Genomic DNA, 14,495 nt, shown 5'->3' with positions numbered 1-14,495 from the left:
CGGCGCGCCCCGTGGCTGACCGTCTCGCCGGGCTCCGTCGTCGCGCCGAACTGGCCCTCGCCGAGCGGGTCGGCGCCGTCCGCGTGCTGTGGCGCCGCTCGATGCAGCTGCGCGTGGTGCTCTCCACGGTCGCGATGTCGACCGTGGTGGTGCTGGTGCTCGGGCTGGTCCTGCAGACCCAGATCGCGGACCGGCTGCTCGAGGGCAAGGAGCAGGCCGCCCTGGTGCAGGCCGACATCAGCCGCGGCAACCTCGAGCGCGATCTCGCCCGGGTCGACCCCGACCGCGACGGCACGCAGGCCACGCTCGACGAGGCCCTCGACGGGCTCACGTCGTCGGGTTCCGGGTCGGACCGGGACGCCGGGGCGTTCGAGGCCGTGCTGGTGGCCGGCACGGAGGCGATCGGGACGCCGGGGGCGGTGGGGGCGACCGGGTCGGTGACCGACCCGTCGTCGGGACCGGCGAGCGTGGTGCCCCCGCAGCTGCGCGCCCCGGTGCTCAAGGGCTTCCTCGCGACCAAGTACGTGACGGTGAGCCAGGCCGGGCGCCCGGACGTGCCCGCCTACGTCGTGGGGCAGCCGGTGCGGACCGCCGGTCGCAACCTGCAGCTGTACCTGATCTTCCCACTCTCGGCGGAGCAGCGGACGCTCGCGCTGATCCAGTCGACGCTGGCCCTCGCCGGGCTGGCGCTGCTGGGCCTGCTCGCGGGCATCTCGAGCATCGTGACGCGGCAGGTCGTCCGGCCGGTGCGGCAGGCCGCGGACGTGGCCGAGCGGTTCGCCGACGGCCACCTCGACGAGCGGATGCCGGTCTACGGCGACGACGAGGTGGCGCGCCTCGCGGAGTCGTACAACGAGATGGCCGCGAGCATCCAGCAGCAGATCCACCAGCTCGAGGAGTTCGGCGCGCTGCAGCGGCGCTTCACCTCCGACGTCAGCCACGAGCTGCGGACGCCGCTGACGACGGTCCGGATGGCGGCCGAGGTCCTGCACGCGCAGGCCGAGGACATGGACCGGATCGCGCAGCGCAGCGCGCAGCTGCTGGTGGACGAGCTGGACCGCTTCGAGTCCCTGCTCGGCGACCTGCTCGAGATCAGCCGGCTCGACGCCGGGGTCGCCGAGCTCGCCGTCGAGCAGGTCGACGTCCGCGACGTGGTGCGCCGCGCCGCCGAGACCGTTCGCCACCTCGTGGACGACAGCGCGACCCCACTGCTGCTGGACCTCACCGACCCGGCCGTGGCCGAGGTCGATCCGCGCCGGGTCGAGCGCATCCTGCGCAACCTCCTGGCCAACGCGATCGACCACGGCGAGAGCCGGCCGGTGGAGGTGCGGGTCGCGGCCGACGAGCACGCCGTGGCCGTCGTGGTGCGCGACCACGGGATCGGGCTCAAGCCCGGCGAGGCCGGCCTGGTGTTCAACCGGTTCTGGCGCGCCGACCCCTCCCGGCAGCGCCGCAGCGGCGGCACCGGCCTGGGCCTCGCGATCAGCCTCGAGGACGCGCGCCTGCAGGGCGGCTGGCTGCAGGCGTGGGGGGAGACCGACCACGGCTCCGTGTTCCGCCTGACGCTCCCGCGCGAGGCGGGGGACCTGCTGCGCACCAGCCCGCTGCCACTCATCCCCGTCTCGGCGGCGCCCGCGGAGGCCGAGCCCGGCATCCACGAGGCCGCGGGCACCACCGGGACGGCGCTGCCGCCCCCGGAGACCGGCGAGTTCGCGGCGATCGTGCCCGAGGACCTGCCGGACCCGTCGTCGGGACCGGAGACGGAGCGCAGCGGAGCTCGACCGTCGGGAACGCCGGAGGACGTGCGATGACCGGAGGGTCCCGACGGCGTTCTCCCTCCCGTCGCTCCGCTCGCCCCGCCCGGGCCGTGCTGGCCGCCGTCCTCGGGCTCGTCGCGCTGCTGCCGGCGGGCTGCGCGACGGTGCCCGGCTCGTCGGACGTCACGGTGCTGCGGCGGGTCGGCGACCCGGCCGAGCCGAGCGCCCCGCCCGGTCCCGCCCGGGGCGCGGGGCCGCTGGAGATCGTCCGCGGCTGGATCCTCGCCTCGGGCTCGACGGCGGAGCGGCACAGCGCGGCGCGGGCCTTCCTCAGTCCGGCGACCGCCGGGAGCTGGGACGACGGGGCCTCGCCGACCGTCGTCTCCGACCGCGTCGACACCACCTTCGTCGCCGGCAGCGGCCAGTCCCCGGACGCGTCGGTGCGGGTGCGGGCGGACAAGCTCGGCGTCCTGCGCCCGGACGGCGCCTTCGTGGCCGACCCGGGGACGGTCGACGTGACCGTGCGCCTCACGCAGGACAACGGGGTGTGGCGGATCGCCGACCTGCCGCCCGGGACGATCGTGCGCCGCACCGACCTGCGGGCGAACACGCGCCCGGTCCGCATCTGGTTCCAGGCGGCGGTGGGCGGCGCACCGGTGGCGGAGACCCGCTACCTCGCCACGAGCCCGGCCCGGTCGGTCGCGTCGCGGGTGCTCGACGAACTGCTGTCCGGGCCGTCGGAGGACCTGCGCGGGGCCGCCCTGTCCGCCCTCCCGGCGGGCGCGATGCTGCGCTCCGCGGTGGGCACGAGCGCGGACGGCGTGACCACCGTCGACCTCACCCGGATCGGTCCGGTCGACGCGCTCGACGAGGCGCGCCGGACGGAGATCGCCCAGCAGATCGTGCTCACGCTGGCCGGGGTCGGCATCGACCGCGTCGCCCCCAGCGTGGACGGCGAGCCGCTCGTCGAGGGGCGCACCGAGCTCGGCGTCGGCGACGTCCTCGCCGCCCTGCCGCCCGTCGTCCGGGAACGGCCCGACCTCCCGAGCGGGAACACGGCGTCGACCGCGGCCACCCCGCCCGCCCTCGTGGTGACCGGCGGCCGGGTGCTCACGGTGCCGGACCCGTCGACCGCGACCACGAACGGTCCCGACCTCGTCACCGGCGTCGACGACGCCCGCAGCGCCAGCCTCTCGCCCGACGGCCGCGACGTCGCCGTGGTCGGCAACGGTCTCGACGGGATGCGCCTGTGGGTGGGGCGCACGGGGGCCGCGGCCACCCCGAGCCCGGTCGCCGGTCGGGTCGTGAGCCGGCCGTCGTGGACCCCGGACGGCACCGAGGTGTGGACGGTGGTGGACGGGACCCCGGTGCGCGCGGTCCGCGGGGCCGGCGGCGCCCTGACGCCGGTCGCGCTCGACACCGCCCCGCTGGCCGGCTACGGCCCGCCGTCGACGCTGCGACTCTCCCCGGACGGCACGAAGGTCGCGCTGGTCTCCGGGGGACGCGTGCTCATCGCGACCGTCATCCGCGACACCGGCGGCGGCGCGCGGCTCGGGCCGGTGCGGGTGCTGCGGCCGGGCCCCGTCGGGGAGGCCCTCGCCGGCGTGCTGGACGTGACCTGGTCGCAGACCGACCGGCTGGTCGCGGTCGGCACGGCGCTCGGACGGCCGGTGCAGGTCGCCTCGGTCGACGGCCTCGAGCTCGACAGCCCGACCACCACGAACCTCACCCCGCCCGTCACCGCCGTCGCGGCGGCCCCGGAGCGGCCGACCCTCGTGGTGGACCAGGGCGGGCTCTGGTCGCTGCCGGCGAGCGGCGGCGACGTCTGGAGCTCCGTCCCCGGCGGGTCGAACTCGTCGGTGCCCGCCTACCCGGGCTAGGCGCCTGCTCCACCCGCCCGTGGGAGGCGGCGTCCGGCCCAGTGGTCCGTCCCCAGGCCCGTTCCCGACGTCGGGCCGTCCCCAGGCCCGGGAGGGCTCCTGGCGGTCCGGGACGGGCGCGCCGAGCATCTCCGACCGTGATCCCCGCCCTGCGGCGTGCCGTGCGCGCCCTGCTCGACCTGCTGCTCCCGACCCCGTGCGGCGGCTGCGACGCCGTGGTGGCGCCGGGGGAGGGGCTCTGCACGGCCTGCCGGGCCGACCTGGCGCGGCCGGTACCGACCCCCGAGCTGGCCGGGCTCCCGCCCGCCCTGGCGCTCGCGCCCTACCGCGGAGCACCCCGGCGGGCCGTGATCGCCTACAAGGAGCGCGGCCGCCGGGACCTCGCCGTGCCCCTGGCCGGGGCCCTCGCGGCGGCGCTCGCCCAGGCCCTCCCGCGCGAGGAGTGCCTGCTCGTTCCCGCGCCCTCCCGGCCGGGGGCGGCCCGGGCGCGGGGCGGCGACCACATGCTGCGGCTGGCCCGGGCGGTCGCGGCCGGCGGCGACCACGTCGCGCTGCCCGCCCTGGCGCTGTCGTGGCGGGCGCGGGACTCCGTCGGTCTGGACGCCCGGGCGCGCGCCGCGAACCTGGCGGCCCACCTGCGGGTCCGGCCGGGCCTCCGCCCGCCGACCGGGCGACCCGCGGTGGTGCTGCTCGACGACGTCCTCACCACCGGGGCCACCGCCCTGGCGTGCTCACGCGCCCTGGCGGCCGCGGGGCTGCCCGTCGACCTGGTCCTGGTCGTCACCGCGGTCGGGGCCCGGCGACCGGTGGTGCCCGGGGGTCGCCTCCCTCGACGGGGGGTCACCCGGACGGCTGCACCGCGCCCGGTGTCCAGCCGCCGGGAGCAGGACGCGGCCGTCCGTCCCCACCCCGCGGTCGAGCTCCGCTCCGCTGCGTCTCCCCCGACCAGGGAGACGCCCGCCCGACACCTTCCGGCCACCCGCCGGAATCGCTAGCGTGTCCCCTCTCACCGGTCCGGCGACCGAGAGGAGGCACGAGGAGTCCTACCGCGACGCCACGGGCCTGCCCGGCCGGGTGGCGGCGCTCCGTACTTCCCCCGGGAGTTGATGTGGAGATCGTCATCTGTGGCCGCAACGTCGAGGTCCCGGAGCATTTCCGTGACCACACGACCGAGAAGTTGGCCCGACTCGGACGCTATGACCACAAGGTCATCCGGATGTCCGTCGAGCTCTCGCACGAGAACAACCCGCGCCAGACCAAGACCTGTCAGAGCGTGGAGATCACCGGCCGCGGACGCGGACCCGTCGTCCGCGCCGTCGCCAGCGCCGGCGACTTCTACTCCGCCCTCGACCTGGCCATCGGCCGCCTCGAGGAGCGGATGCGCCGTTCCCACGACCGTCGCGTGCACCGCACCGCGCGTCGCCGCGTGGTCGTCGGCGCCGGCGGACCGGGCGAGGAGCTGCCGACCTCCGGCGCCGAGCTCGACGAGGCCCTGCCCGACCCACTCCGGGAGGCCGACGACACCGCGCCGACCGACACCGTCCCGGCCGCCCGCGAGGCCCTCGACGACCGCTTCGACCGCGAGGTCGACGGCGACGGCCCCGGCCACATCGCCCGCGTGAAGGAGCACGAGGCGGTCCCCATGACGGTCGACGACGCCCTGTCGCGGATGGAACTGGTCGGGCACGACTTCTTCCTGTTCTCCGACAAGTCCACCGGCCGACCGAGCGTGGTCTACCGGCGCCGCGGCTACGACTACGGCGTCATCCACCTCGTCTGACGTCCCCGCCGACGACACCGTCGGACGGTCCGCGGGGTCGCGGGGTCCGGTCGGGCGACGACCGGGCCCCGGGCCCCTGTCGGGGCGCGCGCTTACCATGGGGGGTGCGCCCACGCACTCGCACGCGAGTGCCGGACGCGGGCCGACGACGACGAGGACGAGCGAGGTCACCCATCGTGGTGCTGAACCGACTGCTGCGGGCCGGCGAGGCGAGGACGGTCAAGCGCCTCGGCGCCATCGCGGACTACGTCGACACCTTCGCCGACGAGATCGAGGCGCTCTCCGACGCCGAGCTGCGGGGCAAGACCCAGGAGTTCCGCGACCGCTACGCGGACGGGGAGTCGCTCGACGACATGCTGGGCGAGGCGTTCGCCGTCGTCCGCGAGGGGGCCAAGCGCACCCTCGGGCAGTTCCACTACCGCGTGCAGCTCATGGGCGGCGCGGCGCTGCACCTGGGCAACGTCGCCGAGATGCGCACCGGCGAGGGCAAGACGCTGGTCTCCACGCTGCCCGCCTACCTCAACGGCATCACCGGCGACGGCGTCCACGTGGTCACCACGAACGACTACCTCGCCCGCCGCGACTCGGAGTGGATGGGCCGCGTCCACCGCTTCCTCGGCCTGACCGTCGGCGCGATCTACTCGGAGATGCCGCCCGAGGAGCGCCGCGAGGCCTACAAGGCCGACATCACCTACGGCACGAACAACGAGTTCGGCTTCGACTACCTGCGCGACAACATGGCGTGGGCGAAGTCCGAGTGCGTGCAGCGCGGCCACGTCTTCGCGATCGTCGACGAGGTCGACTCGATCCTCATCGACGAGGCCCGGACGCCGCTGATCATCTCCGGCCCCGCCGAGCAGAGCGCCCGCTGGTACTCCGAGTTCGCGCGCCTGGCCCCGAAGATGTCGAAGGACCTGCACTACGAGGTCGACGAGCGGAAGAAGACCGTCGGGGTCACCGAGGAGGGCGTCGCCTTCATCGAGGACCAGCTCGGCATCGAGAACCTCTACGAGGCCGCGAACACCCCGCTGGTCGGTTACCTGAACAACGCGATCAAGGTCAAGGAGCTCTTCCTCAAGGACAAGGACTACATCGTCCGCGACGGCGAGGTCCTGATCGTCGACGAGTTCACCGGCCGCGTGCTCGCCGGCCGCCGCTACAACGAGGGTCTGCACCAGGCGATCGAGGCGAAGGAGGGCGTCGAGATCAAGCAGGAGAACCAGACGCTCGCCACGATCACGCTGCAGAACTACTTCCGCCTCTACGAGAAGCTCTCCGGGATGACCGGTACGGCCCAGACCGAGGCCGCCGAGCTGTCCAAGACCTACAAGCTCGGCGTCGTGCCGATCCCGACCAACCGGCCGCCGCAGCGCGTCGACCAGCCCGACCTGGTCTACAAGACCGAGGCGGCCAAGTTCGAGGCCGTGGCCGACGACATCGCCGAGCACTACGAGCGCGGCCAGCCGGTGCTGATCGGCACCACGAGCGTCGAGCGCTCCGAGTACCTCGCGAAGCTGCTCGTGCAGCGCGGCGTCGAGCACTCCGTGCTCAACGCGAAGTTCCACGAGCAGGAGGCCGGGATCATCGCCCAGGCCGGCCGCCGCCGGGCCGTCACGGTCGCCACGAACATGGCCGGTCGAGGCACCGACATCGTCCTCGGCGGCAACCCCGACTTCATCGCCGACCTCGAGCTGCGCGCCAAGGGCCTCGACCCGGTCGAGACGCGCGAGGAGTACGAGGCGGCGTGGGACGACACCCTCGCCCGGGTCAAGGACGACGTGCGACGCGAGGGCGAGGAGGTCAAGAAGGCCGGCGGCCTCTACGTCCTCGGCACCGAGCGGCACGAGTCGCGGCGCATCGACAACCAGCTCCGCGGTCGCGCGGGCCGCCAGGGCGACCCCGGCGAGTCCCGCTTCTACCTCTCGCTCGGCGACGAGCTCATGCGCCGGTTCAACGGTGCCATGGTCGAGACGATCATGACGCGGTTCAACCTGCCCGAGGACATGCCGATCGAGGCCAAGATGGTCTCCCGGGCGATCCGCAGCGCGCAGACCCAGGTCGAGCAGCAGAACTTCGAGATCCGCAAGGACATCCTCGAGTACGACGAGGTCATGAACCAGCAGCGGACGGTGATCTACGACGAGCGCCACCGCGTGCTCGACGGCGAGAACCTGTCCGAGCAGATCCAGAACATGATCGTCGACGTCGTCACCGCCTACGTCGACGGTGCGACGTCCGAGGGCTACAGCGAGGACTGGGACCTCGAGAAGCTCTGGGAGGGCCTGCGCCAGCTCTACCCGGTCGGGGTGAACTGGGAGGACGTGGCCGAGGAGCACGACGACATCGACCGCGACCTCCTCATGGAGATCCTCACCGAGGACGCGCTCGAGGCCTACCGGCGCCGCGAGGCCGAGATCGACGGCATCGTGCCCGAGGGCGGGATGCGCGAGCTCGAGCGCCAGGTGATCCTCTCGGTGCTCGACCGCAAGTGGCGCGAGCACCTGTACGAGATGGACTACCTCAAGCAGGGCATCGGCCTGCGAGCGATGGCGCAGCGCGACCCGAAGATCGAGTACAAGCGCGAGGGCTTCGAGATGTTCACCTCCATGATGGAGGGCATCAAGGAGGAGTCCGTCGGCTTCCTGTTCAACCTGACGATCCAGGTCGAGGAGGTCGCCCCGGTCGACGCGGTGCCCGGGGCGAACCCGAACACCGACACGGCGATGCAGCCCGCGATCACGCCGGAGCCGCCGCAGGACGGCCGTCGGCTCACGACGGCGGGTGCGGCGCCGGTCTCGGCCCCGCCCCGGCCACTGGGCCCGAACGGGGGCCCGGTGCCGGGCCGCCCGACCGCGCCCCCGCGCATGGTCCCGCCGGACCCGCGCTCGACGCCGACCACCGCGATCCCGGCGGCGGGCCGGCCCCCGGCCCCCGTCGACCGGCCGTCCCAGCCGAGCGGTCCGCAGCCGCCCGTGGCCCCGGTGCCGACCGGCCGCTCGGGCCGGGTGCCGACCGGACGGCAGGGCCGCCAGGCCCCGCGCCCGGCCGAGCCGGCCACGCAGCCGACCGCGGCCGGCCCCGCGATGTCGCAGCTGAACGGCGGCCCGGTGCCGGACGCGTTCCGCGGCGCCGGGCTGGGCGGACACCGTCCGCAGCAGCTCAACTACTCGGGTCCCGACGAGGACGGCCGGGCGGCCGCCGGTGGCGGGAACGGCCAGCAGGGCGGTCGGCACGCGGGCGGCGGCAACCCCGGTAACCCGCAGCAGGCACGCCGGGCCGACACCCCGTCGCGCAACGCGCCGTGCCCCTGCGGCTCCGGTCGCAAGTACAAGCAGTGCCACGGGGCGCCCGCCCGGGGCTGACCCCGTCGCCGAGGGAGTGCGGCCCCGGGCGGCACCCGCCCGACCCCCGGCCCGAGCGAGTGCGGCGGAGTGCGTCACCCCTGACGCACTCCGCCGCACTCGCGTCGGGGCGGCCCGCCCTCAGCCCACGACCAGCTCGGTGAGCCGCCAGGCGTCGTCGTGCCGCTCGAACCGGGCGGCCACGGCACGGGTCCGCCCGGCCGTCCCGCGGCCGGCCGGCGGACAGAGGGCGCCCGCGACCTCCACGGCGAGCGCGGGGGCGGCCCCCGTCGTCACCAGCGGGCACATCCGGAGCCCGCGCACACGCGTGCCCCGGACGGCGGGTCGACGCGCCGCCGCCCGCACCACCGGCAGGATTCCGGCGGGACAGACGCCCTCGAGATGACCGACCGGACGCCGCCCGTCGAGCACCTCGGCGACGGCCGAGAGCACCCGGAGGGCCACCGGGCCCACCTGCGAGCGGGCCGCCTCCATCGCCGCGTCCCAGGCGGTGGAGGTGACCTCGGGAGCCGGCTCCGGCTCCGCCCGCGCCACGGGCACGGCCCGGACGGCCTGCAACGACCGCAGCCGCGGCGCCGGCCGTCGGTCCATCCGGCGCGCCAGCCGGGGCGCGGCGCAGACCCGCCCGGCCCGCGGCCGGACGCCCGGCGTCGTGACCTCGGGCCTCCCGCGTCCGGTGTCGCCTCCCGTCGACGCCGGTGCGGGGTCGTGTGCCGCGACGCTCATGGCCGTGTCCTCCCGGTGCGATCGTCCGCGGGCACCGGTCGGCGCCCGCCGTCCGCGGATCGGGAGGGCTCCGCGGACGGACCCGACTCTAGGAGCGGAGATCGTCGGCCGGGGCCGGTTTGGACGATCTCGTCACGGGGTAAAGCGCCGGGTCAGTTCGAAGCACGCGAGGGTGGCCGCACACGCCGCGTTCAGCGACTCGACGCCCCCGGCCATCGGGATCACCACCGTCCCGTGCAGCTCGCCGCGGACCTCCTCGGTGAGGCCGTCGGTCTCCCCGCCGACCACGAGGGCCGTGCGGGGGGCGAGCTCGGCGTCGAACAGCGAGGTCGCTCCGCCACCGTCCAGCCCGAGCAGCACGAACCCGGCCTCGGCCAGGGCGGCCAGGCCGGCCGCGGCGGTCCCGGCCCGCAGCACCGGGGCGTGGAACGCGACGCCCGCGGAGGCCTTGACCACCAGCGGGTCGATCGAGGGGAGGCCGCGGCGGGGGAGCAGGACGCCCTCCAGTCCGGCCGCGGTCGCGGACCGCAGGATCATGCCGACGTTCGCCGGGTTGGTGAGCCCGTCGAGGACCAGCACCCGGGCGGGCGCGTCCGGGCCCAGCTCGGCGAGGAACCGCTCGACGGTCCGCATGCCGGGGGCGACGACGTCGGCGATGACCCCCTGGTCCTGCCGGCCGTTGCCCGCGAGGACCTTCACCCGCTGGGCGGAGGCGCGCGTCACGCGGACCCCGCGCGAGCGCGCGGCGTCGAGGATCAGCCGCACGGCGCGCTGGTCGACCCCCTCGGCGAGCACGACCTTGTCGACCTCCAGGGCGCGGTCGGTGAGGGCCTCGAGCACCGGCTTGCGGCCGTAGACGGTCACGAACCGGTCCTTGGGGGAGACCTCGTCGTCAGGCGCTGCAGGTGGCATCGCGGGTCGGTGGGAGGGCGGCATCGCAGTCCACTGTGTCAGACGGGTCACCCCCGCCCTCGTGCGAGGATCGAGGCCATGCCGGACCGCCTCACGGCCCTGGACGCCTCGTTCCTCTACATGGACCAGCCGACGACGCCGATGCACGTCGGCAGCGTCGCCGTCTTCCGCAAGCCCCGGTCCGGCTTCGACTACGAGCGGCTCGTCGAGCTCATCTCCGGGCGCATCGGGCTGGTCCCGCGCTACCGGCAGAAGATCAAGCAGATCCCGTACGGCGTGGCCCGTCCGGTGTGGGTGGACGACACCGACTTCGACGTCACCTACCACGTGCGGCGCTCCGCGCTGCCTGGTCCGGGCACCGACCGGGCGCTGAACGAGCTGGTCGCGCGCCTCATGTCGCGCCCGCTCGACCACACGCGGCCGCTGTGGGAGATGTACCTCGTCGACGGGCTCTCCGGGGGCCGGGTCGCGATCGTGACGAAGACCCACCAGGCGATGGTCGACGGGATCGCCTCGATCGACATCACCCAGGTCGTGCTCGACGACTCGCCCGAGGGTCGCGGCGAGGCCGACGACGACTGGGTCGCGCGGCCCGAGCCGCCGCCCTGGAAGCTCGTGTTCGACGCGGTGGGAGAGGCGGTCGCGCGCCCCGGCAACGCCGTGGAGGCCGCGCACGCGGCGATGCGCGACGCCGCCGACACCGTCACGAAGGTCGCAGGCGTGGCCGGGGGCCTCCTGTCCGCCGTGCGCACCGCGGTGCGCCCGGCCCCGACCAGCCCGCTCAACGTGCCGATCTCGACCCAGCGGCGCTTCGCCCACGCGCGCACCGAGCTGGAGGACTACCGCGCCGTCCGCCGTGCCCACGGCGGCACCATCAACGACGTCGTGCTCACGGTCATCGCGGGAGCCATGCGCAACTGGCTGCTCTCCCGTGGGGCCTCGGTGACCCCGACGACGACGATGCGCGCGATGGTCCCGCTCTCGGTGCGCGGCGAGGCGGCGGCGACCGGCGCGATCAGCGGCAGCGGGCTGCTGGGCAACCGGATCGCCTCGTACCTCGTGGACCTCCCGGTGGGCGAGCCGAACCCGGTGCTGCGGATGCACCACGTCGCGCACGCGATGCGCGAGCACAAGCAGTCCGGGCAGTCCGTCGGCGCGAACGCGCTGGTCCGGGTGGGCGGGTTCGCGCCGCCGACGCTGCACGCGCTCGGGGCCCGCGCCGCGAGCGGGCTGTCGCGGCGGTTGTTCAACGTCGTCGTCTCGAACGTGCCCGGCCCGCAGCACCCGCTCTACGCGGGTGGGGCGCGGATGCTCGAGATGTATCCGGTCGTGCCGCTCGCCAAGGGCCAGTCCCTCGCGGTGGGTCTGACCTCCTACGACGGCGGGGTGTTCTACGGCTTCAACGCCGACCGGGACTCGATGGCCGACGTCGACGAGTTCGGCGACCTCGTGACGGAGGCGCTGGCCGAGCTCGTCGCCACGGTGCCGCGGTGAGCGGGAGCGAGCGCCCCGACCGGACGCTCTCGCGCCGGGCGCTCGTCCTCGGCACCGGCGGTTCGCTGGGCTACGCCTGGACGGTGGCCGCGCTGTCGACCTGGCAGCAGCACACCGGCCTCGACGTGCGCGACGCCGACGTGATCATCGGGACGTCCGCCGGGTCGATCGTCGCCTCGGCGCTCGCCAGCGGGGTCGCCGTCGACGACCTGGTGGCCCACCTGCTCGAGCCGCGGGAGCACCCGCCGTCGGGAACGCGACCGAGGCGCCGGGGAGCGCGGGGCGGGCTCCCGCCGCTGCCGCGGGTCGGGCCGGGTTCGGTGCGGCTGCTGCGTGAGGTCGCCCGGCACCCGCGACGCTTCCCGCCGTTCGCGGTCGCCTCGGCCCTGCTGCCGATCGGCCGGGCGGACACCACCGGGGTGATCCGGCTCGTCTCCTCCTTCGCCCCCGAGACGTGGCCCGCACCCCCGACGGCCCCCGAGCTGCGGATCGTCGCCACCGACTACGACAGCGGCGCCCGGGTGCCGTTCGGACGCCAGGGTGCGCCCCCCGCGTCGTGCGCGGAGGCCGCGAGTGCCTCGTGCGCGGTGCCGGGCTGGTTCTCCCCGGTGCGCATCGGGGGACGCCGCTACGTCGACGGCGGGGTGTGCTCGGCGACCTCGGCGGACCTGCTGCTCGGGTCGGACATGCCCGCGCTCGACGAGGCGCTCGTGCTGGTGCCGCTCGCGCGCCGCGGTCGCGCCCACCTGACGGGGGTGGGGGCTGCGGCGGACGGGTTGTTCCGTGGCATGGTCGGGGCCCGCAGCGCCCGGGAGATCGCCCGGCTCCGCGAGGCCGGCCTGACGGTCACCTCGCACGCCCCGGGGCCCGAGGAACGCGCGGTGATGGGATGGAACGTCATGGACGCCCGCCGTCAGGCGGACGTGGTGCGGACCGCGCTGCGCACGACGGCGCAGTGGTGGTCGCGGAAGGACCGGGACACGTGAGGATCTACATCCCGACCACGGTCGGCGGACTGCGGCGGCTGCTGGCCGACGGGCACGTCCAGCCGCTCTCGGGCACCGCGTTCGCGCTGACCCCGGGGCTGCGCGAGTCCTACCTCGCGGGCGACGAGGAGGAGCTGGAGTACGTCGCGATGACCGAGGCCGCCCGCGCCTCGCTGCGGCTGCTCGCCACCGAGCTCGCGGCGGACCCGGAGACCCCCGCCCGCCGGGCGGTGGTCGCCGCGGACGTCGACGACGTGACGCTGCGCCCGGACCTCGACGCGGCCGTCGTCCGGGTCGCGGGCCCGATCCCGAGCGGGAAGCTCGCCGCGATCCACCTCGACCTCGTCGACGCCGAGGACGCCGTCCGGCGCGCCGCGGCGGTCATCGACGCGGCCGACCTCGGCGACGAGGACGCCGAGCTCGCGCTCGGGGACGCCGAGGACCACGACCTCGCCTGGTACGGCGTCCAGGAACTCCCGTTCCTGCTGGAGCTGGACGTTCCCGACGGCGGGTGAGCGCGCGGGGTGCCCGCGGCGAGGTCGACGTGAGGCAGGTTCCCGGGCGCTCCGGCCTGCCTGGTGTGAACGTCGCGGATCAGGTCCCGGTCGCGCGGACGGCCGCAGGGACGGAGCGCGCCAGGAACGCCTCCCCGGCCTGCACTCCGTCGGCGATCAGCCCCTCCAGGAAGGCCGGCGACCGGTCGGCCGCCGACGCCGAGTCGAGCCGCCGGTCGAGCTGGATGCGCTCGATGCCCACCTCGCGGTACCCGGCCCCGTCGAGGTAGCCCGCGCGGACGAACTCGTTGATCTTCTGGATCGCGTCGATCTCCTGCTCCAGCGACAGGTTCGCGGTCAGCTCCGCGCGCCGGTCGGCGATCGCGCCCGGCGTCCGGGGCTCGACGTCGATGCGCTGCGGGAAGAGCTGGACGATCCAGAGGGCGTCCGGGGCGAGGGCCGGGAGGTCGCGCACCGGCGGGTTCTCCGAGAACACGCCGTCCCAGTACACGCCGTCGCCGGTGTCGACGGCGCGGAAGAGGGTCGGGATCGCGGCGCTCGCGAGCACCGTCTCCACGGTGATCTCCCCGCGCCGGGAGTCGAAGCGCCGGAACGCGCCGCTGCGCACCTCGACGGCCCCGATCTGCAGGACGGGGCCCTCGTTCCGGGGCAGCGCGGCGAGCAGTCGGAAGTCCACCCACCGTTCGAGGAGGTCCTGCAGCCGGCCGCGGGCGATCTCCGGGAACCGGTACGGGTCGAACGCGGGCAGCGGCAGCACCCCGAGGTCGCGCAGTCGGAGCAGGCCCACCCCGACGGCGTTGGACACCGCGTCGAGCGGGGACGTGGCCGCGTTGTCCCGCCAGAAGCCGTCCAGCAGCTCGACGGCCCGGCGCGGCCCGCCGGTGCGCCAGCCGTACCAGGCGAGCAGGGCGCAGATCGCGCCGCCGGAGGTCCCGGTGAAGGCGACGGGCTCGACGTCGGGGGAGCGCAGCAACGGCCGCAGCACGCCGGCGGTGAACGCCGTCTGGCTGCCGCCGCCCTGACAGGCGATGGCGACTCGGGGCACGAGGGGGTGATGCCCCGGGCGCGCGGACGCTAGTCGCG

Annotated in this window: 11 protein-coding genes; 8 read left to right on the top strand and 3 right to left on the bottom strand. The window is 75.2% G+C overall.

Translation table 11 applies throughout. From position 1 onward, the window contains the following. Window positions 1-11: 11 nt before the first annotated feature. The 5 genes from mtrB to secA all read left to right on the top strand — a co-directional run bounded on the left by mtrB (window position 12) and on the right by secA (window position 8,779). Entirely contained in the window at window positions 12-1,811 is a 1,800-nt protein-coding gene (mtrB, locus tag BJ983_RS15355; protein WP_343054200.1) for an MtrAB system histidine kinase MtrB, read from the top strand. Further along, window positions 1,808-3,637: an LpqB family beta-propeller domain-containing protein gene (locus tag BJ983_RS15350; protein ID WP_179794574.1), complete on the top strand. Its 1,830-nt coding sequence runs from the start codon at window positions 1,808-1,810 to the stop codon at window positions 3,635-3,637. Before mtrB ends, BJ983_RS15350 begins: the two co-directional genes overlap by 4 nt. A gap of 137 nt (window positions 3,638-3,774) precedes the next feature. Further along, complete coding sequence (locus BJ983_RS15345; RefSeq protein ID WP_179794573.1) at window positions 3,775-4,632, top strand: ComF family protein; 858 nt, start codon at window positions 3,775-3,777, stop codon at window positions 4,630-4,632. A 113-nt stretch (window positions 4,633-4,745) separates the two neighbouring features. After that, on the top strand, window positions 4,746-5,417 hold the full coding sequence (gene hpf, locus BJ983_RS15340; protein WP_179794572.1) for a ribosome hibernation-promoting factor, HPF/YfiA family: 672 nt from the start codon (window positions 4,746-4,748) through the stop codon (window positions 5,415-5,417). 176 nt (window positions 5,418-5,593) lie between these two features. Further along, window positions 5,594-8,779 (top strand): preprotein translocase subunit SecA, encoded by a 3,186-nt coding sequence (gene secA, locus BJ983_RS15335; RefSeq protein ID WP_179794571.1) that lies wholly within the window; start codon window positions 5,594-5,596, stop codon window positions 8,777-8,779. A 120-nt stretch (window positions 8,780-8,899) separates the two neighbouring features. On the opposite strand, the gene BJ983_RS15330 is transcribed toward secA, so the two are convergent. Both BJ983_RS15330 and BJ983_RS15325 read right to left on the bottom strand, forming a co-directional pair. After that, window positions 8,900-9,505: an Rv3235 family protein gene (locus BJ983_RS15330; RefSeq protein ID WP_179794570.1), complete on the bottom strand. Its 606-nt coding sequence runs from the start codon at window positions 9,503-9,505 to the stop codon at window positions 8,900-8,902. A gap of 132 nt (window positions 9,506-9,637) precedes the next feature. After that, a complete protein-coding gene (locus BJ983_RS15325) occupies window positions 9,638-10,417 on the bottom strand; it encodes a TrmH family RNA methyltransferase (protein ID WP_179794569.1) in 780 nt (259 codons plus the stop codon). Window positions 10,418-10,495: 78 nt separating this feature from the next. Between BJ983_RS15325 and BJ983_RS15320 the strand changes: the two genes are divergently transcribed. The 3 genes from BJ983_RS15320 to BJ983_RS15310 are packed head-to-tail and all read left to right on the top strand — an operon-like array spanning window position 10,496 to window position 13,412. After that, the gene (locus BJ983_RS15320) at window positions 10,496-11,911 is read left to right on the top strand and encodes a WS/DGAT/MGAT family O-acyltransferase (RefSeq protein WP_179794568.1); all 1,416 of its coding nucleotides are present in this window, start codon (window positions 10,496-10,498) and stop codon (window positions 11,909-11,911) included. Next, window positions 11,908-12,897, top strand: a complete 990-nt coding sequence (locus tag BJ983_RS15315) for a patatin-like phospholipase family protein (protein WP_179794567.1) — start codon at window positions 11,908-11,910, stop codon at window positions 12,895-12,897. Before BJ983_RS15320 ends, BJ983_RS15315 begins: the two co-directional genes overlap by 4 nt. Beyond that, a complete protein-coding gene (locus BJ983_RS15310; protein ID WP_179794566.1) occupies window positions 12,894-13,412 on the top strand; it encodes a DUF6912 family protein in 519 nt (172 codons plus the stop codon). The genes BJ983_RS15315 and BJ983_RS15310 overlap by 4 nt, the downstream gene beginning before the upstream one ends. Before the next feature lie 79 nt (window positions 13,413-13,491). Here the strand turns inward: BJ983_RS15310 and BJ983_RS15305 are convergent, their stop codons facing one another. Beyond that, window positions 13,492-14,457 carry a patatin-like phospholipase family protein gene (locus BJ983_RS15305; protein WP_179794565.1) on the bottom strand — a complete coding sequence of 322 codons (966 nt, stop codon included), beginning with the start codon at window positions 14,455-14,457 and terminating at the stop codon, window positions 13,492-13,494. Window positions 14,458-14,495 lie beyond the last annotated feature (38 nt).

This window comes from Actinomycetospora corticicola (assembly GCF_013409505.1).
Lineage (GTDB): Bacteria > Actinomycetota > Actinomycetes > Mycobacteriales > Pseudonocardiaceae > Actinomycetospora > Actinomycetospora corticicola.
The sequence above is the reverse complement of the archived record's forward strand: the minus strand, read 5'-3'. Positions and strand labels throughout refer to the sequence as shown.

What these genes read in the sequence shown, in the direction of transcription:
- BJ983_RS15350 (WP_179794574.1), top strand. Translation starts at nt 1,808, where the DNA reads ATGACCGGAGGGTCCCGACGGCGTTCTCCCTCCCGTCGCTCCGCTCGC.
- BJ983_RS15330 (WP_179794570.1), bottom strand. Translation starts at nt 9,505, where the DNA reads ATGAGCGTCGCGGCACACGACCCCGCACCGGCGTCGACGGGAGGCGAC.
- BJ983_RS15325 (WP_179794569.1), bottom strand. Translation starts at nt 10,417, where the DNA reads ATGCCACCTGCAGCGCCTGACGACGAGGTCTCCCCCAAGGACCGGTTC.
- BJ983_RS15320 (WP_179794568.1), top strand. Translation starts at nt 10,496, where the DNA reads ATGCCGGACCGCCTCACGGCCCTGGACGCCTCGTTCCTCTACATGGAC.